At 64.0% G+C, this 25,337-nt stretch carries 13 protein-coding genes and 1 riboswitch; of the genes, 6 read left to right on the forward strand and 7 right to left on the reverse strand.

The annotated features are described in order from the left end of the window. Nucleotides 1-19: 19 nt before the first annotated feature. Nucleotides 20-859 carry an HDOD domain-containing protein gene (locus tag K0F86_RS25985; RefSeq protein WP_219137033.1) on the forward strand — a complete coding sequence of 280 codons (840 nt, stop codon included), beginning with the start codon at nucleotides 20-22 and terminating at the stop codon, nucleotides 857-859. Nucleotides 860-932: 73 nt separating this feature from the next. On the opposite strand, the gene K0F86_RS25990 is transcribed toward K0F86_RS25985, so the two are convergent. From K0F86_RS25990 to K0F86_RS26005, 4 genes are all read right to left on the reverse strand, one after another. Beyond that, entirely contained in the window at nucleotides 933-2,744 is a 1,812-nt protein-coding gene (locus K0F86_RS25990) for a DUF885 family protein (protein ID WP_219137009.1), read from the reverse strand. A 128-nt stretch (nucleotides 2,745-2,872) separates the two neighbouring features. Then, nucleotides 2,873-3,970, reverse strand: a complete 1,098-nt coding sequence (locus K0F86_RS25995) for a M48 family metallopeptidase (RefSeq protein WP_219137010.1) — start codon at nucleotides 3,968-3,970, stop codon at nucleotides 2,873-2,875. Then, nucleotides 3,967-5,133 (reverse strand): HPP family protein, encoded by a 1,167-nt coding sequence (locus K0F86_RS26000; protein WP_219137011.1) that lies wholly within the window; start codon nucleotides 5,131-5,133, stop codon nucleotides 3,967-3,969. The genes K0F86_RS25995 and K0F86_RS26000 overlap by 4 nt, the downstream gene beginning before the upstream one ends. Before the next feature lie 75 nt (nucleotides 5,134-5,208). Then, the gene (locus K0F86_RS26005; protein ID WP_257572379.1) at nucleotides 5,209-5,499 is read right to left on the reverse strand and encodes a DUF3349 domain-containing protein; all 291 of its coding nucleotides are present in this window, start codon (nucleotides 5,497-5,499) and stop codon (nucleotides 5,209-5,211) included. Nucleotides 5,500-5,664: 165 nt separating this feature from the next. On the opposite strand from K0F86_RS26005, the gene K0F86_RS26010 reads away from it, so the two are divergent. Beyond that, the gene (locus K0F86_RS26010) at nucleotides 5,665-6,165 is read left to right on the forward strand and encodes a co-chaperone YbbN (RefSeq protein ID WP_219137013.1); all 501 of its coding nucleotides are present in this window, start codon (nucleotides 5,665-5,667) and stop codon (nucleotides 6,163-6,165) included. Here the strand turns inward: K0F86_RS26010 and K0F86_RS26015 are convergent. Next, a complete protein-coding gene (locus tag K0F86_RS26015) occupies nucleotides 6,128-8,035 on the reverse strand; it encodes a methyl-accepting chemotaxis protein (RefSeq protein ID WP_219137014.1) in 1,908 nt (635 codons plus the stop codon). The two genes, K0F86_RS26010 and K0F86_RS26015, sit on opposite strands and share 38 nt — an antisense overlap. Before the next feature lie 198 nt (nucleotides 8,036-8,233). Then, nucleotides 8,234-8,731 (reverse strand): Lrp/AsnC family transcriptional regulator, encoded by a 498-nt coding sequence (locus K0F86_RS26020; protein WP_071079787.1) that lies wholly within the window; start codon nucleotides 8,729-8,731, stop codon nucleotides 8,234-8,236. Nucleotides 8,732-8,899: 168 nt separating this feature from the next. Between K0F86_RS26020 and K0F86_RS26025 the strand changes: the two genes are divergently transcribed. Together K0F86_RS26025 and K0F86_RS26030 are read left to right on the forward strand one after the other, a co-directional pair. Next, nucleotides 8,900-10,939 carry an aminotransferase class V-fold PLP-dependent enzyme gene (locus K0F86_RS26025; protein WP_219137015.1) on the forward strand — a complete coding sequence of 680 codons (2,040 nt, stop codon included), beginning with the start codon at nucleotides 8,900-8,902 and terminating at the stop codon, nucleotides 10,937-10,939. A gap of 405 nt (nucleotides 10,940-11,344) precedes the next feature. Beyond that, on the forward strand, nucleotides 11,345-19,972 hold the full coding sequence (locus K0F86_RS26030; protein WP_219137034.1) for a GH36-type glycosyl hydrolase domain-containing protein: 8,628 nt from the start codon (nucleotides 11,345-11,347) through the stop codon (nucleotides 19,970-19,972). A 73-nt stretch (nucleotides 19,973-20,045) separates the two neighbouring features. On the opposite strand, the gene K0F86_RS26035 is transcribed toward K0F86_RS26030, so the two are convergent. Further along, nucleotides 20,046-20,621, reverse strand: coding sequence for a TMEM165/GDT1 family protein (locus tag K0F86_RS26035; protein WP_219137016.1), 576 nt, complete (start codon nucleotides 20,619-20,621; stop codon nucleotides 20,046-20,048). A 9-nt stretch (nucleotides 20,622-20,630) separates the two neighbouring features. Beyond that, nucleotides 20,631-20,812: riboswitch (yybP-ykoY riboswitch) on the reverse strand. Nucleotides 20,813-20,957: 145 nt separating this feature from the next. Here K0F86_RS26035 and K0F86_RS26040 point away from each other — a divergent pair. Then, nucleotides 20,958-23,339, forward strand: a complete 2,382-nt coding sequence (locus tag K0F86_RS26040) for a M1 family aminopeptidase (RefSeq protein ID WP_219137017.1) — start codon at nucleotides 20,958-20,960, stop codon at nucleotides 23,337-23,339. A 118-nt stretch (nucleotides 23,340-23,457) separates the two neighbouring features. After that, complete coding sequence (locus tag K0F86_RS26045; RefSeq protein ID WP_219137018.1) at nucleotides 23,458-25,317, forward strand: M1 family metallopeptidase; 1,860 nt, start codon at nucleotides 23,458-23,460, stop codon at nucleotides 25,315-25,317. Nucleotides 25,318-25,337: the final 20 nt, after the last annotated feature.

Below are 25,337 nucleotides of genomic sequence, written 5' to 3' on the forward strand. Positions count from 1 at the left end.
GAGGCGGATTGATCGTATGATGAATAAACTACAGGCTTTCGGTTTAATTGTTTCCCAGGCAGTGCGCGGCGAATTAACGTTTCCCACGAGTGTTAATTCAGCGCTGCAATTGCAATTGGCCCTGGCTGAACCGGACTGCCATATCGATCATGCCATCAAGCTGGTGCTGGCCGAGCCCTTGCTGGCGGCGCGCACGGTGGCCCTGGCCAATTCGGCCGTGTACAGCCGCGGCGATGCGGCGCCCGTGACCAGCGTGCGCGCCGCCGTCATGCGCATGGGTTACCGCAATCTGTATGCGCTGGTGGCGGCCATGGTGGTGCGCCAGTTCGGCAGCAAGATCATCGACCCCGTCCTGCGCCAGAAGGCGACCCAGCTGTGGGAGCACACGGCGCACGTGGCGGCGCTGGCGCACGTGCTGGCCCGCCGCGTGACGCACGTCGATGCGGACACGGCGCTGTTCGCCGGCATCGTGCATGAGGTGGGCGGCTTTTACCTGCTGTCGCGCGCCGATGAATTCCCCGGCCTGCTCGATGATGATGCGGATCACTGGATGGAATCGGCCGAAGAGATCATTTCCCGCGAAGTCATGAAGAAGCTCTTGATCCCGCTGGCCGTGAGCGAAGCCATCGAAGGCTTGCGCGATGGCTTGCTGTCCATTCCGCCCGACTCCCTGCTCGACACTTTATTGTTGGCCAAGCAATTGTCGCCCGTGCCGTCGCCGTTGCAGGCGACGTACGTGGAAATGCTCACGCCTTCCGACTCCGTCATCGATTTCATTATTGATAACGAAACCCTGCAAAGCATCCTGGCCGAGTCAAACGAGGAAGTGCGCTCGATGAGTGCGGCGTTGCTGGTGTAACGGAAAACGCCAGCGGCGAAAAAAAACGGCAGCGCCATCGAGGTGCTGCCGTTTTGCCTTCAGGCTTTGCGTTTTACTTCTGCTGCGCGATCCACCGGTCGACCTTGGCTTCCAGCAGTTTCAGGGGCAGGGTGCCGTCGCTGAGCACGACTTCATGGAATTTCGGCAGGCTGAACTTGTCTCCCAGCGCCTGTTGCGCGCGCTGGCGCAGTTCGACGATCTTCAGCGCCCCGATCTTGTAGCCCAGCGCCTGACCCGGCCATGCCATGTAGCGCTCCGTTTCGCTTTTCGCCACGGCGTCATAGCCGAGGGTGTCGCGCATGTACTTGATCGTCTGCTCGCGCGTCCAGCCTTTGGTGTGCAAGCCCGTGTCGACCACCAGGCGCACGGCGCGCAGCATCTCGTCGTTCAAGTGGCCGAAGTACTGGGCCGGGTCGTCGAACAGGCCCATCTCTTTGCCCAGGGTTTCCGCATACAGGGCCCAGCCTTCGGTGAAGGCATTGTTGCCGCCGAAACGGCGGAAGTTTGGCAAGTCCATCTCTTGCACCAGCGCCAGGTGGAAATGGTGGCCAGGCTTGCCTTCGTGCAGGAACAAGGTGGTCATGCCCGTATCGCCATACTGTTTCGGATCGGTGACGACGGACCAGAACACGCCGGGGCGCGAGCCGTCGGCCGCGGGCGCCGTGTAGTGGTCGGCGGCCGTGTCGCGGCTCAGTTCAGGCTCCAGGCGCAAGTCCAGCGGCGCTTTCGGTACCAGGGTGAACAGGGCAGGCAATTTGCTGTCGAGCAGCACGTTCAGCTTGCGGTAGACGTCGAGCACTTCCTGCTCCGTCTTGAACGGGCGGTATTTCGCCTGTTCCGAGACCCACACGGGCAAGCCGGCGGCCGGGCCGGTGTAGCCCATCTTCGGTCCCACGATCGCGTATTGTTCCTGGATGCGCGCCACTTCCTTCAAGCCGATGGCGTGGATCTGCTCCGGTTTCAAGTCCGTGGTCGTGCTGCTGGCCACGCGCGCCTGGTACCAGGCAGCGCCATCGGGCAGGGCGCTCCAGCCGCTGCTCGTGCGGCTGGCCGGCAGGTAATCGCGTTCCATGAAGGTGGACAGGCGCTGCAGCGCGGGCATCAGCTTGGCCGCGATGATGACAGTGTAGGTTTGCGTCAGGCGCGCCTTGTCGGCGTCAGAAAAACTGGCCGGCAAGTTCTTGATGGGCGTGTAATAGACGCTGTCTTGCGGCGTGGCGCTGACGAGTTTCTTGAATTGCGGCAGGGCCGACTCCGTCAGCGCCTTCGGCAGCACGATGCCCTTTTGCATGCCGACTTGCATGTTGGCGATGGCCTGGTCTATCCAGCCCGGCAACTGGCCGATACGGCTCAGGTAAGCGTCGTACTGCTTGACCGTGGTCAGCGGTTGCGATGCCTCGCCGCCCGCATAATTGGCCAGGGTGACGGGCATGCTGTCCATCTGGTTCAGTGGCAACAGGTATTCGGGGAAGCGCTCGAAGCTCAGCGCCGTCGCCAGTTCATAGTCGAGGATATCGTAGTTGATCTGGTCCTGGTGCGACAGCTGCGCGCGGCCGATGCTGCGCAGGGTCTTCTGGTACTGGCGGTACAGGGCAAATTGTTTCGCGCGCGCGGCGGGCACGATGGCTGAACCGAGCTGGTCGTCAAAACGGTTGTCGCCGCTTTCGGTCGCATTGATCGGCTCGAAACGGGCCAAGGCATCGTAGTACTGATCGGCCACGACCTGCAATCGCTGCTTGGCTTGCGGCGTACTGACGGCCACGCCTTTGGCAATGGGCTGGACCGCTTGCGCCATGGGCGCGTAGGCGAACAACAGGGAGATGGCCAGGGTGCCGAGGGTGCCGGCGGCAAAACGATGCTTCATGCGCGATGTCCTTTGTAAGGAGGGGAATGAACGGAGGCGTAGCGAGGTCGGGGTGGCCGGGGGCCGCCGGGGCGTAAGCATACGCCATTGCCCAGTGCGGTTGGATAAATTGTATGAGGGGAATGTTGCTATTTCGCTGTAGGCGGCAAGGCCGCTTTCATCTGCTGCCAGCCGCTGCTGTGCAATGGCACGCAGGCGGGGCAGGGCGTGGCGGCGATCAGGCTCTCGATCTGCTGTGCGCGCGCCGCCGTCTGCGGGTGCGAGGAAATCCAGCCCGGCACCTTGGCCTTGTCCTTGTCATCGCGCTTCTGAAAAAAGCGCAGCATGCCGTCGGGACGGATCTGTGCGCGCTGCAAGGCGAGCAAACCCAGGCGGTCCGCTTCCTCTTCCATATCGCGGCTGAAATACAGGGTGCCCGCCTGGTGCGCCAGCATGGCGGCCACGGCGCTGATGTCGCCGATGGTCACGCCCACCAGGGCGCCCCAGCCCAGGCTGCTGATCATCTGCCGCAGCGAATGGCGTCGCTCCACGTGCTGCACTTCATGCGCCAGCACGCCGGCCAGCTCGCCCGGATCGCCCGCCTGGCGCAGCAAGCCCGTATGCACGACGATGATGCCGCCCGGTATGGCAAACGCGTTGACCGTGTCATCCTGCTTGACCAGCCAGCGGTACTGGTAGCGCGACCCCGTTGTCAGCTTGCGGCCGATCTCCTGCACCGTCTGCTGCGCCACGCCGTTCTCAACGATGCCGCCCTGCGCGCGCACTTGCGACAGGGCCAGTTCGCCCAGCTGCTTTTCCGTCGACAAGGGGATCCATCCGGCCAGCGCGCCGATGGCGTTGCCCCCTTGCCACCACAGCAGGGCAGAGGCGACAACTGCCGCGCCCGTCAAGGCGGCCAGCCAGCCCGATACTTGCCGCCGGTTGCGCTGGCGCTCGCCCCACAGGCGCTGCAGTTGCGGCTGCAGCGCGGGTGGCGCTTCTTTTAACACGATGGTGATGTCGCCCGCTGTCAGCGGCTTGAGCGAGGCTTGCCGTCCTTGTTCGTCGAGCCAGTTCAGGAACAGTTCCGGTCCGTCGACACCGCCCACGCTGACGACCAGCTGTGCCACATCCACGTCATGGCCGGGCGCGTCGATGGCCAGCTGCCTGCCGAAAAAATGCGCGCTGACGGGTGTGTCGGCGGCGCCGCCATCGGGGCCGGTCAGCAGTGCCTGGAATGGCGTCATGCGGCCGCCTCGGCAAAGCGGCTTTCATATAAGGCCGCCATCAGATCGGACTGGCTGATGATGCCTGCCAGGCGCTCTTCAGCGTCGAGGATGGGAATATGGTGATAGCCGGCGTCGGCCATCAGCGGCACCAGGTCGATGATGGGCGTGCCCAGGCGGGCCGTGTGCGGCGATGGCGTCATCAGCTGGCCCACCACCTCGGGCTTGTCGCCGTGGGAAAGCCCGCTACGCTGCAGCAAGCCGCGCAGGCGCTGGCGCACGCCCTGATAATCGTCGAGGCCGCCATGGCGCAGAAAATCCGTCTGCGTGATGATGCCGATCACGCGGCGCGCCCGGTTGATGACGGGCAGGGCGCCCACGTCGTGCTCGCGCATGGTGCGCCAGGCAACATCGAGCGGCGTGCCGAATTCCACGCTGAGCACGTCTTTCGACATGATGTCGGCGCAGGTGACGACGCCGAAGCGGCGCTGGTAGGCGCGCATTTCCGTTTGCAGGAAGATCGCCTGCAAATCGTCGCGGCTGATGTCGAGCACTTCGCTGTGCTGGCGCAAGACGGCATCGAGGTCGTCCGGCGAAAAGCCCAGGCGGTTGCTGGGTACGTCATCCCTGGTGGCGTGCGGATGTGGCGCGACCAGTTGCTGGATATGCGGGTAGCGGCGTCCCGTCAGGTTGTTGTACAGCACGGCGCAGGCGACCAGCACGGCGGAATTGAACAGCACGGTGATGAAGACGAATTCAAAGCCGGCCGCATGCACGCTGGCGCCACCGACGACGGTGGTGAGCGCCACGGCGCCGCCCGGCGGATGCAAACAGCGCAGGGCAAACATGGCGCTGATGGCCAGGCAGGCCGCCAGCGCCGCCACGCCCACGCCAGATCCTAACCATTTGACGCAGGCCATGCCGACCAGGCCGGAGACGACATTGCCGCCCACCACCGACCACGGTTGCGCCAGCGGGCTCGCTGGCAGGCAGAACAGCAGCACGGCCGAGGCGCCCATGGGCGCGATCAGGTAGACGCTGGCGCTGTCGGGGGCCAGCAGGAAATGGCAGACGAGACCAGTGAGCAGCAGGCCGCAGATGGCGCCCGCGCAGGCGCGCAATTGTTCGCGGCGGCTGCCGTTGTTCGGTTGCGGCAGCCAGCGTGCCAGGAAAGAAGTCGTCATGGGGAGGGCGCGTTCGGGCCGCGTTGCTCAGTGTGAGCCCGAGATTATCCCATGCGTTGCATTTCGCTGCCGGCGTTACTCTTCCGCGCAGACCGCCTGCAAGCCGTGCCGCTCCAGCAGGCGCCTGGCGGCTGCGATGGCGGCCGCCTCCGGCCTGCTGCTGGCGCAGGCATAGACGTCATTGAGAATCGTCGCCGCATCTTTGCCCGTGACGGCGGCCATCAGCTCGGCCAGGTTACGGTCGGAAAAGTGTTCATACAGCAGGGCCAGCACGGCGACATACGCCGTCTCTGGCATGCCGCCGGGGTAGGCGCTGCGCAGCATGTGCGCGGCGCCGGACAGTGTCGGGGGCAGGGTATCTGGCATGCTCAAGCGGCGACTCCTTGGTGGCGCTGATACGCGCTTATGCGTTTTGCGCATAAGCACAGTGCAATTAAATGGTGGATATTTCCTACAGGTACGCATATTCTAGACAATCACGCCCGCTGGCAGCTGTTCAGCTGGCCTCACGATTTCTCTCAGGAGCCCTGCATGCGCCTTTCCCTTTTCTTTGCCAGCCTGCTGCTTGCCGGCACCGCCGTTGCCGCTGCGCCAACGCCAAGCAACCCGGTCGCCACGCCGCACTTGCCGTACAACGCGGCGGCCGACGCCAAGGCCGACGTGGCCCGCGCGCTGGCCGATGCCAAGGCGGCGCACGTGCCTGTCTTGCTGATCTTTGGCGCCAACTGGTGCGAGGATTGCCGTGCGCTCGACAAGGCCTTGAAGGAAGGCAAGAACGCCGAGTTGATGCAACAGCAGTTCAAGGTCGTCAAGGTCGATGTGGGCAACTTCGACCATAACCTGGACGTGGCGCACGCCTATGGCAATCCGCTCAAGAAAGGCATCCCGGCTGCCGTGCTCGTATCGAGCGACAACAACCAGGTGCTGTACGCCACCAAGGGCGGCGAACTGGCGAACGCCCGCCGCATGAGTGAAAGCGGCATTTATGATTTCTTCAAGCAAGCGGCGAGCGTGAAAGCGCCGGCGATTTGATCTCTTCCAGTTTGAAGACGCTGACCACCTGTGCCAGCCGGCCCGCCTGATCCTGCAGGGATTGGGCCGCCGCCGCCGCTTCCTCCACCAGGGCCGCATTTTGCTGGGTCGCATCATCCATCTGCGTCACCGTGGCATTGACTTGCGCGATGCCCTGGCTTTGTTCCTGGCTGGCCGAAGCGATTTCTCCCATCAGGTCGGCGACCCTCTGGACGGAGACGACGATGTCCTGCATGGTGGCGCCGGCCGAGTCGACCAGCTTGCTGCCGGCTTCCACCTTGCTGCCCGAGTCGACGATCAAGTCCTTGATTTCCTTCGCCGCCGCTGCCGAGCGTTGCGCCAGGTTGCGCACTTCTGTCGCCACCACGGCAAAGCCGCGGCCCTGTTCGCCCGCGCGCGCCGCCTCGACCGCCGCGTTCAGGGCGAGGATATTGGTTTGAAAGGCAATGCCGTCGATCACGCCGATAATGTCCGCGATCTTGCGCGAACTTTCCGTAATCGCGCCCATCGTCTGTACGACTTGTCCGACCACTTCGCCACCCTTGACGGCATGGCTTGACGCCGACACCACCAACTGGTTTGCCTGGCGCGCGTTGTCCGCATTCTGTTTCACGGTCGACGTCAGTTCTTCCATGGCCGCCGCCGTCTCTTCCAGGCTCGATGCCTGGGTTTCCGTGCGCGCCGACAGGTCCAGGTTGCCCGACGCGATCTGGCTCGACGCGCTGGCAATGGCCCCCGTACTGTCGCGTACTTCGCGTATCGTCACGTTCAGCGATGCGACGAAACGGTTGAAGGCGGCAGCCAGCGCGCCGACCTCGTCTTCCGATTCGACGGGCATGCGGCGGCTCAGGTCGCCGTTCCCGCTGGCGATTTCGCTGAGCATGTCCGCTGCGCGTGCGACAGGGGCGGCAATGGCGCGGCTGATGACATAAATGATGCACAGGGCGATGCCGCCACCGACCAGCCCGGCGATCAGCGCGGCGATCAGGGCCGAACGCGTGACATTGCCCAGCACTTCCGCTTCCGGCACTTCGGCCACCACGTACAGATTCAGTTCTGGCACGAAGGAAGCGGCCACCAGTTGTTTGCCGGTGGGCGCCGCGTAGCTGGCATGCGCGTACTTGTTACCGGTCAGCAGGCTCTTGCTCAGTTCTTCGCTAAAGCCGGGCAAGTCCTTCAACTGATGCTTGCCGTCGGCCAGGGCAGGGTCGCGGTGGATCAACAGGCTGCCGTCGGCGCGCACCAGGTAGACATAGCCGGTCTGGCCGATCGTGTAGCGGCGGATGGTCTCGGCCAGGGCATCGATGCTCAAGCCCAGGCCCGTGACGACCTGCTTGCCGCCCGCTGTCTGGCCCCGGGCATTCAGGAACAGCATGAAGCTGGTCGAGCCGACATCCTTGTCGATATCCATGGTGTAGCCCTTGTCGCTGGCCAGCAAGCCATAAAACCATTTGTCCGACGCCTGGTTCTTGTCCAGTGTGCGCATCAGGCCGCCCGTGGTGAAATACTTGCCGGTGCTGCCGGAGGCCCAGCTGACCGACGCCGCCTTGTTCTTTTCCTTCAGGGCGGTGGCATAGCGCTGGAAGGTGGCGATGCCGCTCTCGGGCAGGCCGGCGTCTTCCCAGTCTTGCAGGAAGACATCGTTGGCCATGGTCATGGCCACGGACAGGGGTTGGCTGATCTGGCGCAACACATCGTTGCGGATTTCACCCACTTGCGCCGGCAGTTCCTGGTTGACGACGCGCTCGCGCACATACTCGCTGCTCATGCGCACGCTGAGGAAGGACGAGATCGCCATGAATAGCAGCAGGCACAAGCCCATGCTGAACATCAATTTTTTCTGGATGGAGAGGCGGCGGAGCAGATGCATGGAAGACCCTGGAATGGGCCTGCGCGACGGGCAGAAGTTGCCGGAAAGACGCAGGCAGGCAAGCTTCAAGTATACGACCCGTTGCCGCAGGAAGCCTTGGCGCGGCTGCATTTAGTTGAGGCATGTTGCAATGCGGCAACGTAAATAAAGTGCAATTGTGCACTTTACTCAAGTGAATCTGCTGCCGTTGGAAAACATTCAGGCAGGCAAGCCGTGGGCGATCAATTCCAGCGGCAATTCCGTGCTGCACTTGATTTGCTCCATGGAAAAAGCGGACGAGACGCCCGTCAGCTGCACGGCCTTGATGAGCTTTTTATAGAAGGTATCGTAGCCCTTGATGTCGGTGGTGACGACTTTCAACAGGTAGTCGATGTCGCCGCTCATGCGGTGAAATTCCTGTACCTCGGGCAAGACAATGACGGCGGCGGCGAAGCGGCGCAGCCATTTTTCATCGTGCTGCCCCGTGCGCACGCTGACGAAGACGGTCACGGGCAGCCCCACTTTTTGCCGGTTGACGATGGCCACGCGGCTCTCGATATAGCCCTCTTCCTCCAGGCGCTTGACGCGCTTCCAGCACGGCGTGCTGGACAGGCCGATCTTCTCGCTGAGGGCGGCGATCGACAGGGTGCCGTCCTGCTGCAGGGCGGCCAGGATGGCGCAGTCAAATTTGTCGAGCGAGGTGCTTGGTGAATTCATTTTACTATTCCGATTTTTATAGCATGAACATGCTGCATAGTAGCGTAGTTGCAGTGTCTTTTGGCATATCTTCATGGGGGCAGGCCGGTAGACTATCCATATATTCCAGCCGCCTGCGCTGTGCCCTGTTTAGCTGCACCCTTTTTAGAGAATACTCAGACTGCCATCATGAAAGAAATCTACCTCGACAGCAATGCCACCACTTGCGTGCTGCCCGCCGCCGTTGCCGCCGCCAGACAAGCGATGGAGCAAGGCTATGGCAATCCCAGCAGCACCCATGCCACGGGATTGCGGGCCAAGGCCATGATGGATGGGGTACGTCAGCGCGCCAGCGGCTTGCTGGGCGTGGGTGACGGCCGCTTGATGTTCAATAGCGGCGCCACGGAAGGCATCCAGACGGCCGTGCTGTCGGCCCTGTGCGCGCTGCGCGAACGGCGCGATGCGGGCAAGCGCATCGGCAGCCTGCTGCTGTATGGCGCGACCGAGCACAAGGCCGTGCCGGAAAGCCTGGCGCACTGGAACCGGCTATTGGGCCTGAACCTGGAAGTGCGCAAGTTGCCCGTCGATGCACACGGGCGCCACGATCTGCCGGCGCTCGACGCGCTGATCGGCGACACAGCCATGCTGTGCACGATGGCGGCGAATAATGAAACGGGCGTCATCAGCAATTTGTCCGCCATCGCGCAACTGCTGCAGGAGCGCGGCGCGGACGCCTACTGGATGGTCGATTGCGTGCAGGCGCTGGGCAAGCTGAAACTGAACCTGGCCGCCACGCGCATCGATTACGCGCCATTCTCCGGCCACAAGCTGTATGCGCCGAAGGGTATCGGCATGCTGTATGTGCGCGCCGGCGCGCCTTTTACACCGTTGATGATGGGCGGCGGCCAGGAAGCGGGCCTGCGCTCGGGCACGGAGAACATGGCCGGCATCGCCGCCCTGGGCGCCGTGCTGGCCGCGCTGGACGATGGCAAGACCTTCCGCAGCGATGCGGAACTGGCGGCTTTCCGCGCGCAGCTGGTGACCAGCCTGGAACAGGCTTTCCCTGGCATCGTTTTCAATATGCCGTTCGAGTTGTCGCTGCCGACCACGCTCAATTTTTCCGTGCCGGGCTTGTCCTCGAAAGAGCTGCTGGACCTGTTCGACGCGGCGCGCGTGCGCGTCAGCTCGGGCAGCGCCTGTTCCGCCGCCAAGGCCCTGCCCAGTTATGTGCTCGAAGCGATGCACGTGCCGCAATGGCGCGCCAGCTCGGCCATCCGTTTGTCGTTCGGCCCGCAGATCGATGCGGCGACGATAGCGGCCGCCTGCGCGCGCATCGAGCGCTGCGGCGAAGCGCTGCGCAGCAGCTGTTTGCTGCCGTCGGTGCTGGCGCCATCGCAGCAGGACGGCGCGCAGGACGGCGTAATCCAGCTGAGCGTCGATGGCCAGTGCACCTGGCTGCTCAGCGACGCCGCCAGCGCCAGTTGCGTCGTCATCGATCCCGTCGCCGCGCTCGTGCCGCGCCTGGCCGCCTTCATCCGCTGCCAGCACCTGGCCTTGCGCGCCATCGTGCACACGACGGCTCCCTCCGACCATGGCGTGGCGCGCCTGGCCTTGCTGCAGGAACTTGCTATCGAACAGGTGGGCCGCATCGATATCGACGGTGAGCTGGCACTGGGCCAGCAGCGTTTGCGCCGCATCGAGTGTGGCGAAAACCATGTGTATTTGCTGGAGCAGCGCTTCGCCTTCATCGGCACCCTGGCGCCCGAGGCGCTGACACCCTTGCTGGATGCGGCGCTGCTGACGCAAGACACCGTGCTGTGCGGCGCGCGCGACGATGGCGGCATCTGCTGCACCGTGCGCGCCGCACGCGAAGACGCAGCCCCCGCGCGCGAACTGCAGCTCGATGCGGCCAGCTTGCCCGCCTTCCTGCGCCAGCATCCCGACGCCATCCTCGTCGACGTGCGCGAAGCGTATGAACACGCGGCTTGCGCCGGCACCGTGTTCGAGGGCTGCGCCGTGCACAGCGTACCGCTGAGCCGCCTGGCGGGGCAGGTGGCCGCATGGCTGCAGCAGCCTCAATTCCCGCTGGTCTTTTTCTGCCGCAGCGGCAACCGCAGCGCGCGCGCCGCCGCCTGTCTGCGCCGCCTGGGCCATGCCGCGGCATGGCAGCTCAACGGCGGCATGGCGATGGCGGAGGCGACGCGCCACCCGCTGGCCCTCGCTGCTTGAGCGCCTTGAACTTTCTTCTTTGAAATATTGCACCGTGCCATCATCGGCACGGTGCCCGTCACGTAGTGTCTCCCATTCATTTCCTGCCAGCATTTTTCTGCCATTCAACGTGCTGATTCTTTGCTGAAACGTCCCTAAAACACTGTGTATGTACGCTAGCGCACGGTCCTGCACACAGGGCGCACCTACGATGAAGTTCAGAAAATCTCCCTATACCCTGAGATTCGTCGCAACGCTCCGGCGCTTCGCTTTCCGTCTTCGCCAGTGTCCGATCGTGTTCTTCCAGACTGGGCCTGCGTAACGGTGGCCGCTGGCTGCTTGCGCGCACCTAGCGAGGCCAAGTTGAAAGAGTACACCGCAGTCGTCACGCAGCAGATCAAGGAACAGCTTTCCAAATTCAAGGAAATCTTCCGCGACCATTCCCATGTACCGGACAGTTTCGACGCCGCGCGCGACGATGCCTTGCCTTTGCGTTCGGAGTTATTCAGCGCCATGCAGATGGCCGCCCACGGCAAGCATCTGGCCGCCGGCCATGCGGTAGGGCGACACCATGGCCGCGACCGCCTGCTGGCGCGCCTGGCCGACAATGCGGCCCTGATCACGGCCACCGTCAACGAGCTGACGGCGACCGTCAAAAGCGGACGTCAGGTCACGCCCGCTTCGGAATGGCTGCTGGATAATTTTTACCTGATCGAAGAGCAGATCCGCACCACGCGGCGCCACTTGCCGAAGAACTACAGCAAGGAGCTGCCACGGCTGAGTTCCGGCGTGGATGCGGGCTGTCCGCGCGTGTATAAAATTGCGCTGGAAATCATCTCGCATGGTGACGGCCGCGTCGACCTGGAAAACCTGTGCCATTTCATCGAGGCTTACCAGGACGTGGCTACCTTGACCCTGGGTGAACTGTGGGCCGTGCCCATCATGCTGCGCCTGGCCCTGATCGAAAACCTGCGCCGCGTCGCCGCGCGCGTGGCCGACGACCGCATGCAGCGCGACCTGGCCAATACCTGGGCCGACCAGATGACGGACATCGCCGAGCGCAATCCCAGCGGCTTGATCCTGCTGGTAGCCGACATGGCCCGTTCGAATCCGCCGTTGACCAGCGCCTTCGTGGCCGAATTGTCGCGTCGCCTGCAGGGACAGAGTTCCTCGCTGACCCTGGCGCTGTCGTGGCTGACGCACAAGCTGGCCGAGTCGGGCCTCACCATCGAGCAGCAGATCCAGTCCGAGATCGGGCAGCAGGCGGCCGACCAGGTCTCGATCGCCAACAGCATCGGCAGCCTGCGTTTTCTCGGCACCATGGATTGGCAGGAATTCGTCGAGACCATGAGCGTGGTCGAGCAGACCTTGCGCCTGGACCCGGCCGGCACGTATGGCTTGATGGATTTCGCCACGCGCGACAGCTACCGCCATGCCATCGAACGCATCGCCAGGCGCAGCGCGCGCAGCGAAGTGGACGTGGCCGAGATGGTGGTGCAGCTGGCGCATACGCACGGCAACGGCAATGACGCGCGCCGCGGCCACATCGGCTTTTACCTGGTCGGGCGCGGCGTGCTGGTGCTGGAAAAGCAGGCCGGCGCGAAGCTGCCGTTCATCGAGGCGCTGCAGCATACGGCGCGCGCCGCGCCGCTGGCCGTCTACCTGGGGGCCATCTCGTTCCTGACCCTGGCGACGAGCGCCTTGCTGCTCGAGCGCGCCGTGCGCCATGGCGTGCAGGGCTGGCCTTTGGTGGCGCTGGGCGTGCTGGCGTTGCTGGGCAGCAGCCAGCTGGCCGTGGCCGTGGTGAACTGGCTGGCGACCCTGATGACGTCGCCGCACCCGCTGCCGCGCATGGATTACCAGTCCGGCATTCCGTCGGACGGGCGCGGCATCGTCGTGGTACCGACCCTGATCTACAGCGCGGACAACGTGGCCGCCCTGTGCGAGGCGCTGGAAGTGCGTTATCTCGCCAACCGCGACCCGAACCTGCGTTTCTGCCTGCTGACGGATTTTGTCGATGCGTCCGCGCAAACGATGCCGGGCGACGAAGCCTTGCTGCGCCAGGCGCAGGAGACCATCCGTGGCTTGAACGATAAATACCGCGTGGAAGGCGCCGAGTTCAAGGACAACGGCGACCCAGCCGACCCGGAAGAGCTGGGCCATGCGGGGCCGTTCCTGCTGCTGCATCGTCCGCGCCTGTGGAATTCGCAGCAGAATGCGTGGATGGGGCAGGAGCGCAAGCGCGGCAAATTGTCCGATCTGCACGCGTTTTTGCGCGGCGGCGCGCGCGACAAATTCTCGCTGGTGGAAGGCGAGTTGCGCGGCCTGCGCACGATCAAATACGTGATCACGCTCGACACCGATACGCAGCTGCCGCGCGACGCGGCGCGCGAATTCATCGCCACCATGATGCACCCGCTGAACCGTCCCGTGCTGGACGCGGCCGGCACGCGCGTGGTGGCCGGCTACGGCATCTTGCAGCCGCGCGTGGCCGTGGCGCTGCCTAGCGCGAACGCCTCGCGCTACGAGCTGCTGTGCGGCGGCGAACCGGGAATCGACCCATACACGCGCACCGTCTCCGACCTGTACCAGGACGTATTTTACGAGGGCTCCTTCATCGGCAAGGGCATCTATGACCTCGACATGTTCGAGCGCGTGCTGGGCCAGCGCCTGCCCGACAATAAAATCCTCAGCCACGACTTGCTGGAAGGCTGTTATTTACGCGCGGGCTTGCTCAGCGACTCGCAGCTGTATGAGGAATACCCGGCCCGCTACGACGCCGATGTGAGCCGCCGCCAGCGCTGGATCCGCGGCGACTGGCAACTGATTGGCTGGTTGCTGGGCCGCGTGCCGGGCCGCGCCGGCAAGCGCGAACGCAATCCTTTGTCGATGCTGTCGCGCTGGAAGCTGTTCGACAACCTGCGCCGCAGCATCGTGGCGCCGGCCACCACCCTGTCGCTGTTGCTGGTGTGGGGCTTCTTGCCGCACGTGGTTTTCTGGAGCGTGGCCGTGCTGGCCATTATCTTCCTGCCGCCCGTTTTTTCGGCCCTGTACGATCTGCTGCGCAAACCGCGCGACACCCTGTGGCGCCAGCATCTGGCCGCGTTCGAGCGGCGCTGCGGCGTGCAGTTTTCGCATGCCATGCTGACCCTCGTCTTCCTGCCGTACGAAGCGTGGATCAGCCTCGATGCCATCGCGCGCACCCTGTGGCGCCTTGGCGTCTCGCACAAGCATTTGCTCGACTGGCGTGCCTCGAACCTGCATACGTCTTCCGGCTCGCAGGCAGACAGCTGGCGCGCCATGTGGTGCTCGCCCGCGCTGGCGCTGGTCACCTTTGCCGCCTTGCTGCACTGGCGCCCGGCAGCGTTGCCGGCTGCCGCCGTGGTGCTGCTGCTGTGGCTGGCCGCGCCCGCCATCGCCTGGTGGATCAGCCGCCCCATCGAGCGGGCCGTGGCGCGCCTGTCGGCCGAGCAGGGACGTTTCCTGCATGGCGTGGCGCGCAAGACCTGGGCCTATTTCGATACCTTCGTCGGACCGGACGATCACTGGCTGCCGCCCGATAACATGCAGGAGCATCCGAACCTGGTGGTGGCGCACCGCACCTCGCCGACGAATATCGGCCTGGCCCTGCTGGCCAACCTGACGGCCTACGATTTCGGCTATGTCACCATGGGCCAGTTGATCGAGCGCAGCCGCGCCACCTTGCACAGCATGGGGGAACTGGAGCGCTTCCAGGGGCATTTCTACAACTGGTACGACACGCAAACGCTCAAGGCGCTGCAGCCGATGTACATCTCGACGGTCGACAGCGGCAACCTGGCGGGCCATCTGCTGACCTTGCAGCCGGGACTGGTGGAACTCTACGACGCCCCGATCATGGGGCCGCAGATCGTGGACGGCATCCGCACGACGGCGCAGGTACTGCAGGAGTTTATCGCCGCGGAAGGCGAAGGCAAGACGGTGCGCGCATCGCTGGCGCTGCTGCAGATGCCTGCGGTGCCAGCCAGCCTGCCCGAATGGCATGCCTACCTGAGTGCCGCGAATGGCGCGGCCGACGCGCTGCTGTCGTTGACCTTGCAAAGCGAGGATGGCGAGCTGGCCATGTGGTGCGGCGCGCTGGCGCGCCAGTGCCGCGCGGCGCTGGCCGAGTTGCTGCAACTGGCGCCATGGGCGGCACAGGCAGGCCTCGATGCGGCGTGGCTGCGCGTGCCGACCCTGCGCGAACTGGCCAATCTGGAGGCCCCGGAAGGCCTGCCTTCCGAGCTGGCCGCATGGCTGGCGCAAGGCCGCGAACAGGCGGGCCGCCACATGCGCGACATCGCCCATGCGGCGGGCCAGGCGCGCGATTTCGCGCAGATCGAATACGCATTTCTGTACAACCCGTCGACCAAACTGCTGGCCATCGGCTACAACGTCAGCGAACGGCGCCTCGACCCCAGCTACTACGATTTATTGGCTTCCGAAGTACGCCTGGCCAGCTTCATTGCCATCGCCCAAGGCCAGCTGCCGCAGGAGCACTGGTTCGCGCTGGGCCGCCAGCTGTGCATGGTGGCGGGGCAGCCCGTGCTGCTGTCGTGGAGCGGCTCGATGTTCGAGTATCTGATGCCGCTGCTGGTGATGCCGAACTATCCGAACACCTTGCTTGACCAGACCTACCACTCCGTCATCGAGGCGCAGATCGACTATGGCCGCCAGCGCGACGTGCCGTGGGGGATCTCCGAGTCCGGCTACAACACGGTCGATGCAAGCCTGAATTACCAGTACCGCGCCTTTGGCGTGCCGGGGCTGGGCCTGAAACGGGGCCTGGCCGACGACCTGGTGGTGGCGCCGTACGCCAGCATGATGGGCCTGATGGTGCAGCCGGAAGCGTCGTGCCAGAACCTGCAGCGCATGCAGGCGGCCGGCTACATGGGCCGCTACGGTTTTTTTGAAGCCATCGACTTTACCACCGCGCGCCTGCCGCGCGGGCAGGTCAGCGCCGTCATCCGCTCGTTCATGGTGCATCACCAGGGCATGGGCTTTTTGGCCCTCAGCTACCTGCTGCACGACCGCCCCATGCAGCGCCGTTTCGAGTCCGACCCGCTGCTGCAATCGGCCTTGCTGGTGCTGCAGGAGCGTACGCCGCAGGCCGGCGCGTTTTATTCGAACACGGCCGAACTGGCGGTGCTGCGCAGCGGCGCGCCCGAGCAGGCCATGCCGATGCGCATCCTCACCCAGGCCAACAGCGCCGTGCCCGAAACGCAGCTGCTGTCGAATGGCCGCTACCACGTCATGGTGAGCAATGCGGGCGGCAGCTACAGCCGCTGGAAAGACTTGTCCGTGACGCGCTGGCGTGAAGACAGCACGCGCGATAACTGGGGCAATTTCTGCTACCTGCGCGACCTCGACGACGGTGCCGTCTGGTCCACCACGTACCAGCCCACGCTGGCTGAACCGAAGAAGTACGAAGTGATTTTTTCGGAAGGACGGGCGGAATTTCGCCGCGCCGACCATGGCCTCGACCTGTACACGGAAATCGTCGTCTCGCCCGAGGACGATATCGAAATCCGGCGCACGCGCATCAGCAATAATTCGAACCGCCAGCGGCGCATCGAGATCACCAGCTTTGCCGAAGTGGTGATGGCGCCGGCGGCGGCCGACGCGGCGCATCCCGCGTTCAGCAAGTTGTTCGTGCAGACGGAAATCCTGGCGCATGAAAATGCGATTTTATGCACGCGCCGGCCCCGCTCGAAAGACGAGCAGATGCCGTGGCTGCTGCATGTGATGACCGTGCATGATATCGACCAGTATGCCGTGTCGTTCGAGACGGACCGCGCGCGCTTCATCGGCCGCGGCAACACGGCGCAGCTGCCGCAGGCGCTGCAGGACAGCGGGCCGCTCAGTGGCGGCCACGGTTCCGTGCTCGACCCCATCGTGGCCATCCGCTACGTCATCACGCTCGAACCGGACCAGGCCGTCACCGTTGACAGCGTCACCGGCATGGTGGAGCAGCGCGAGGCGGCGCTGCACCTGATCGACAAATACCAGGACCGCCATCTGGCCGACCGCGTGTTCGAACTGGCCTGGACGCACAGCCAGGTGGTGTTGCGCCAGTTGAACGCCAGCGAAGCGGACGCGCAGTTGTATGCGCGCCTGGCCAATGCCGTGATCTACCCGAATGCGGCCCTGCGTGCCGAGGCCGGCATCCTGATCAAGAACCAGCGCGGCCAGTCCGGCCTGTGGGCGTATGCGATTTCCGGCGACTTGCCCATCGTGCTGCTGCAGATACGCGATGCGGCCAATATTGAACTGGCGCGCCAGATGGTGCAGGCGCATGCGTACTGGCGCCTGAAAGGATTGATAGTCGACCTGGTGATCTGGTACGAGGAACAGTCGGGCTACCGCCAGCTGCTGCACGAGCAGATCATGGGCCTGATCGCCTCGGGCATCGATGCGCAGGCGATCGATCGTCCGGGCGGCATTTTCGTGCGCCTGGCCGAGCAAATTGCCAACGAAGACCGCATCTTGCTGCAATCGGTGGCGCGCGCCATCATCAGCGACTTGCGCGGCACCCTGGCCGAGCAGGTCAAGCGTCCGCCCAGCCCCGTACTGCGCATGCCGCCGCTGCTGCAGGATCCGTCCCGCGAACAGGGCGGCGTGCCGCACCGGGCGCCAAAGCGTGACCTGATTTTGGAAAATGGCCTCGGCGGTTTCACGCCCGATGGCCGCGAATATGTGATCACCACGGCAGAAGGCACGCAGACGCCGGCGCCCTGGTCGAACGTGCTGGCCAACGCGCAATTCGGCACGGTGGTGTCGGAAGGCGGCCAGGCGTATACGTGGAGCGAGAATGCGCATGAATTCCGCCTCACGCCATGGCAGAACGACCCCGTCTCCGACCTGTCCGGCGAAGCGTTTTACGTGCGAGACGAGCAAACCGGCCAGTTCTGGTCGCCGTCGGCCCTGCCTGCGCGCGGCAGCGGCGACTACGTGACGCGCCACGGTTTCGGCTACAGCATTTTTGAACACAGCGAGGGCGGTATCGCCACCGAACTGTGCACCTATGTGGCGCTCGACGCAGCCGTCAAATACTCGGTCATCAAGGTGCGCAACGACAGCGGCGTGCCGCGCCGCCTGTCCGTCACAGGCTACGTGGAATGGGTGATGGGCGACCTGCGCGCCAAGTCCTGCATGCACGTGGCGACCGAAGTCGACACCATCAGCGGTGCGCTGTTTGCGCGCAATAACTACAACACGGAGTTTTCAGGCCGTGTCGGCTTTTTCAATACGGACGCCAGCATCCGTTCGATTACCTGCGACCGCAATGAATTCATCGGCCGCAACGGCAGTCTGGCGCAGCCGGCGGCGCTGCGGCGCGTGCGCCTGTCCGGCAAGGCGGGCACGGGACTGGACCCGTGCGCAGCGATCCAGGTGCCGTTTGAACTGCAGCCGGGGCAGGAGCGCGAAATCGTCTTCATCCTCGGCGTGGGCGGGCGCCGCAATGCCGACGCCAGCACCATGGTGCAGCGCCATGCGGGCAAGGATGCGGCCCGCATGGCGCTCGACGCCGTGCGCGCGCACTGGGAGAGCACCCTGGGCGCCGTGCGCATCGAAACGCCCGATCCGTCGCTGGACGTGATCGCCAATGGCTGGCTGATGTACCAGACCATCGCCTGCCGCCTGTGGGCGCGCAGCGGCTATTACCAGTCGGGTGGCGCCTACGGTTTCCGCGACCAGCTGCAAGATGCGATGGCCATGATTCACACGGCGCCGCAACTGCTGCGCGGCCATTTGCTGCTGTGCGCGGCGCACCAGTTTGTGGAAGGCGACGTGCAGCACTGGTGGCATCCGCCATCGGACCGGGGCGTGCGCACGCATTGTTCCGACGATTACCTGTGGCTGCCGCTGGCCGCCTGCCGCTATGTGATTGCCACGGGCGATGTCAACGTGCTGTCCGAAGTGGCCCCCTTCATCGAGGGGCGCGCCGTCAAGCCGGAAGAGGATTCCTATTACGATTTACCCGTGCGTTCGGGCGAGTCGGCCGACCTGTACGAGCACTGCGTGCGCGCCATTCGCCACGGCTTGCGCCTGGGCGTGCACGGCTTGCCCCTGATGGGTTCCTGCGACTGGAATGACGGCATGGACAAGGTGGGCGAACACGGCAAGGGCGAGAGCGTGTGGCTGGCCTTCTTCCTGTACGAAGTGCTGCAGCGCTTCGCCGAGGTGGCCGTGCTGCGCGGCGATGCGGCGTTTGCCCAATTCTGCCGCGACGAAGCCGTGAAACTGGCGGTCAATGTCGAGGAACATGCATGGGATGGCGAGTGGTACCGGCGCGCGTATTTCGACGACGGCACGCCCTTGGGTTCGCACACCAACGAGGAATGCCAGATCGATTCGATTTCGCAAAGCTGGGGCGTGCTGTCGGGCGCGGCCAACAAGGAGCGCGTGGCCGGCGCCATGCGCCAGGTCGATGCGCGCCTGGTGCGCCGTGACTCGGGGGTGATCCAGCTGCTCGATCCGCCGTTCGACAAATCCGACCTCAATCCCGGCTATATCCGCGGTTATGTGCCGGGCGTGCGCGAGAACGGCGGTCAGTATACGCATGCGGCCATCTGGACGGCGATGGCGTTTGCCCGCCTGGGCGATGGCGAAAAGGCGTGGGAACTGCTGCGCATGATCAATCCCGTACGCCATGGCGTGGATGCGCAGGCGGTGCAACGCTACAAGGTCGAGCCGTATGTGGTGACGGCCGATGTGTATGCCGTGGCGCCGCATGTGGGGCGCGGCGGCTGGAGCTGGTACACGGGATCGTCGGGCTGGCTGTACCGGCTGATCGTCGAATCGCTGCTCGGCTTGACGCGCGAGGCGAACGTGCTGCGTGTGCTGCCGACCATGCCGGCCGAATGGGACAGCTTCAAGCTGCATTACCGCTTCGGCGCCAGCAGCTATGCCATCACGGTGGAAAAGGCACAGGGGCGGCCTGCAGGACTGTCGCTCGATGGCGTGGCGCAGGAGGGCAACAGCATCGCCCTGCGCGACGAGGGCCGCGAGTATGCGGTGCTATTGCTGGTGTAGTCTTGCCCACGACTCAAGAAAGCGCGCTGACCGTTCAGGATCGGCGCGCCGGTATGCATGTTGCCGACATTGGTCAGAAGCCCAGAGCCGCGCCCGCGCCCAGCAGGGTTGCCACGCCCAGCACGGCAAAGACCAGCGCCGCGACGCCGTGTACGAGGCGCAGCGACACGCGGTTGGCGATCTTGTCGCCCAGGTACACGGCCGGCACGTTGGCCAGCATCATGCCGAAGGTGGTGCCCAGCACGACGGAAACAATGTCGTGGTAGCGCGCCGCCAGCGCCACGGTCGCCACCTGCGTTTTATCTCCCATTTCCGCCATGAAGAAGGCGATCAGGGTGGTCAGGAAGACGCCATACTTGGCCAACTTCGTTTCGTCTTCGTCGAGCTTGTCGGGGATCAGGGTCCAGGCCGCCATCGCCAGGAAGGACACGCCGAGTACCCAGCGCAGCACGTCGGGCCCCAGCATGCTGGTGATCCAGGCACCGACGGCGGCGGCGAACGCGTGGTTGGCGATGGTGGCGACGAAAATCGCCAGCACGATGGGCAAAGGCTTGCGGAATTTGGCAGCCAGCAAAAAGGCCAGGAGTTGGGTTTTGTCGCCGATTTCAGCGAGACCGACGATGCCGGTGGAGATGAGGAATGCTTCCATGAGATTGCAAGAGGTACGCGGGCCGGACGAATTAACCAATGATCCACGGGCGACTCCGGCCCATGCGGCCGCCCTGGATCAATGGTCTCGTCAAGTTCTGCAACCACCTGCACCATGGCCTGCGGGCCAATTATGTTGATACAGGTTCCCGCGGCAGGACCGCGGGACGACTACTCCCCAATGTTCGAGGCGCATCATACGCCAATGCCCGTGCCGGCGCCAGTGCCGCCGGGGCATGGCACTGGCTGGTGTGTGGGACTTCCACAACAATGAGCGATTTGCAAACAGACTCGACTTAGAATGCAGTCTGTCCACCACTTCCAGATGGAATGCGCCATGCCGGTCCTTGTCCGCTTGCTTGCCCTGTGTTTGACCTTGTTTGCTCCCTTGCCCGGCCTGTGCGCCGCCGCGCCCTTCGACGACAAGTTCCGCCAGCTGGAAGAATTGCTGCCCACGCCGAATAACTACCGCACGGCGTCCGGCGCGCCGGGCCACGCCTACTGGCAGCAGCGCGCCGATTACGTGATCCGCGCCACCTTGGACGAAGCGCGCCGCGAAATCACGGCCAGCGAGCAGATCACCTATCACAACCGCTCGCCGGACAGCCTCGCGTATCTGTGGCTGCAACTGGACCAGAATGGCTTGCGCCAGGATGCCGACCAGCGCCGCGTCCTGAGCGCGCCGTCGCGCCAGGCCTGGCTCAGCGGCACTGAAGAGGAAGCGCTGAAATTCGAAGACTTGCGCGCCCTCCATGCGGGCCGTGAATTCGACGGCGGCTTCAAGCTCACCGCCGTGAAAGCGGCCAGCGGCAAGCCGCTGCCGTATGTCGTCAACCAGACCATGCTGCGCATCGATTTGCCGGTGGCGCTGGCGCCCGGCCAGAGCATCAGCTTTGGCATCGACTGGTCCTATCAAATCAATGACCAGAAGGTGCTGGTCGAGCGCTCCGGCTATGAATATTTTGAAGACGACAAGAACACGATCTTCCAGATCGCACAGTGGTTTCCGCGCATGGCCGCGTATTACGACGCCGTTGGCTGGCAACACAAGCAATTCCTCGGCTCCGGCGAATTCACGCTGGAGTTTGGCGACTACGAACTGTATCTGACGGTGCCGGGCGACCATGTGGTGGCCGCCACGGGCGAACTGCAAAATCCTGCGGCCGTGTTGAGCGCGGCGCAGCGCGAGCGCCTGGCGCGGGCGAAAAACAGCAATACGCCGCTGCTGGTGATTACGCCCGCCGAGGCGCTGGCGGCGGAAAAGGGCAAGCCAGCGGGGATGAAAACCTGGCACTTTAAGGCGGTCAATGTGCGCGACGTGGCGTGGGCGTCGAGCCGCAAGTTCATCTGGGATGCACAGGGACTGGATAGCGGCGGCAAGCGCGTGATGGCCATGTCGTATTATCCGAACGAGGGCAACCCGCTGTGGCAGCAGTACAGCACGCGCGCCGTCGTGCACGCGATCGAACAGTACAACAAGTACAGTTTCGACTATCCGTATCCGAACGCGATTTCCGTCAATGGCGCCGTGGGCGGCATGGAGTATCCGATGATCGCGTTCAATGGCGGGCGTCCCGTGAAGGACAAGAAGACGGGAGCGCTGACCTATTCGAAGACGGCAAAATATGACCTGATCGGCGTGATCATCCATGAAGTGGGCCACAATTATTTTCCCATGATCGTCAACTCGGACGAGCGCCAGTGGACGTGGATGGACGAGGGCCTCAATTCCTTCCTGCAGTACCTGGCCGAGCAGGCGTGGGAAGAGCATTTCCCCTCCTGGAATGGCGAGCCGCGCAAGATCGTCGACTACATGCGCAGCCAGAACCAGGTGCCCATCATGACCAATTCCGAGTCCTTGCTGCAGTTCACGGCGAACGCCTACGACAAGCCGGCCACGGCGCTCAACATCCTGCGCGAGACCATCCTCGGGCGCGAACTGTTCGACTTCGCCTTCAAGCAGTACGCCTTGCGCTGGAAGTTCAAGCGCCCGACGCCGGCCGACTTTTTTCGCACCATGGAAGACGCTTCCGGCACCGACCTGGACTGGTTCTGGCGCGGCTGGTTCTATACCACCGACGCGGTCGACATCAGCATCGACGGCATCAGCGAATATGGCGTGAGCACGAAGAATCCGGAAACGGAAAAGGCGTGGAAGAAGGCGCAGAAGGCGGCGCAGCCCATCTCGATCTCGGATCAGCGCAACAAGGCGCTGCCGAAGAAGGTGGATCTGGACCCCGCGCTGAAGGATTTTTATAACCGGCACGATGAATTCACGGTCACCAACAAGGACCGCAACAGCTATGCGGAAGAGCAGGAAACGCTGGAGCCATGGGAAAGAAAGCTGCTGGAGCAGCATAATCTGGGCAAGCATCTGTACCTGGTCGATTTTTCGAATCTCGGCGGCCTGGTGATGCCGCTGATTCTGGAAATCGAACTGAAAAGCGGCAAGAAGATCATCGAGCGCGTGCCGGCCGAAGTGTGGCGCTATGCGCCGCACAAGATCAGCAAGGTCATCGTCACGGACGAGCCGATGGTGGGGCTGGTGCAGGACCCGTACTGGGAGACGGCCGACATCGACACCAGCAACAACGCCTGGCCGCGAAAAATCACGCCCTCGCGCCTGGAACTGTTCAAGCTGGACCGGGACAAGAATAACCTGATGAAGGATTTTAATACGCCGCTGAAGGCACCCGAGGCCAAGGCAGAAGCAAAATAGGAAAACAGCGCCGGCCAGTCCGGCGCTTTTTTCTGCCGGCCTGCGCCGGAAGTGCTATTCTGCGCGACGCCCCGGCGCACACGGACCGGGGCTTTCGCAAATCATTCAAAAGACGACCATGCAAACTTTGACCTTCCTGCGCGCGCTGGGCTGTGCGCTACTTTGCCAGGTGACCCTGGCAGCGCACGCCGATCCCCTCAGCTACGCGCGTTACGACCAGGTGCGCACGCGCGACCTGCAGCTGGACCTGAAAGCCGATTTCAAGCAAAAGACCTTGAGCGGCTATGCCGAGCTGTCCTTGAACTGGATCGACCCGGCGGCACGCACCCTGGTGCTCGATACGCGCGATCTGTCGATCGCGAAAGTGCAGGTGCAGGACAAGCGCGGCGCATGGCAGATGGCGCCGTATCAGCTGGACAAGGCCGACCCGGAAAAGGGTCAGGCGCTGCGCATCACCACCACGGGCCAGCCGGGCAAAGTGCGCGTCTACTATCACACGGCGCCGAACGCCATCGCGCTGCAGTGGCTCACGCCGCAGCAGACCATGTCGGGCAAGCTGCCTTTCATGTTCAGCCAGTCGCAAAGCATCAACGCCCGCTCGTGGGTGCCATTGCAGGATACGCCTGCCGTGCGTTTTACCTACAGCGCGCGCATCGATGCGCCAGCGGGCATGCGCGTCGTGATGAGCGCCGAGAATGACGACAAGGCGACGGGCAAGGGCGGCTGGAAATTCAGGATGCCGCAGCCGATTCCATCGTACCTGCTGGCGATCGCCATCGGCGAACTGGAGGTGCGCAAGCTCGGTCCCCGTTCCGCCGTGTATGCCGAACCGCCGCGCATCAAGGCGGCCGAATACGAGCTGGCCGATACGGAAAAGATGATCCAGGCGGCCGAGGCGCTGTATGGCCCGTATGGCTGGGGACGCTATGACATGATCGTGCTGCCGCCATCGTTCCCCTACGGCGGCATGGAAAACCCGCGCCTGACCTTCCTCACGCCGACCATGATCGCGGGCGACCGCAGCCTGGTCGACCTGATCGCGCATGAACTGGCCCACTCGTGGTCGGGCAACCTGGTCACCAACGCGTCGTGGAAGCACATGTGGCTCAACGAAGGTTTCACCACCTACGTCACCACGCGCATCGTCGAGCAGCTGTATGGCAGCGAAGTGGCGCAGATGGGCGTGCAGGTCGACCAGGAAGAACTGGCCGCCTCGATCCGCGAACTGCCGGCGGCGAAAACGGCGCTGATCACGCGCGATGCGGATGCCAACCCGGCCGAAACGTACACGGATGACGGCATCATTTATCCGAAGGGCGCCTGGTTCCTGGCCACCATGGAGCGCCGCGCCGGCCGCGCCGTGTTCGATCCTTTCCTGCGCGGCTGGTTCGACCAGCACGCGTTCCAGAGCGTGACGACGGAGCAGTTCATCGCCTACCTGCGCAAGAATCTGCTGGCGCAGCATCCGGACGTGATGCCGCCAGCGGAACTCGATGAATGGCTGTATGGCACGGGCGTGCCGGCCAGCGCGCAGCGCGTCGTCTCGCCGCGCCTGGCGCTGCTCGACCAACACCGCGACGCCTGGCTCAAGGGCGAGCTGTCCACCAAGGACCTGGGCATGGACAAGTGGATCGCCATCGAGTCGATGCACTTCCTGAACGACATCAACAACAAGGCCAGCGCGGCGCAATTGCGTGAGCTGGACCAGGTCTACGGCGTGGGCAAGAGCGGCAACAATGAAGTCGCCTACCGTTTTTATCTCGCTGCCGTAAACGCCGGCTACGACGTGCGGCAGCCCTTGCAGGCATTCCTGATGAGCGTGGGTCGCCAGAAGTTCGTCGTGCCCCTGTACGGCGCCTTGATGAAGACGCCGCAGGGCCATGCCTGGGCCAAGGAAGTGTATGCGCAGGCGCGTGAACGCTACCACCCGGTGACGCAGGAAAGCGTCGATAAATTGATGGCCGCGCAAGCGCATTGAACCTTATTTGGACATCCTGA

It is taken from the genome of Janthinobacterium sp. UMAB-60 (assembly GCF_900095235.1).
Taxonomy (GTDB): Bacteria; Pseudomonadota; Gammaproteobacteria; order Burkholderiales; family Burkholderiaceae_D; genus Janthinobacterium.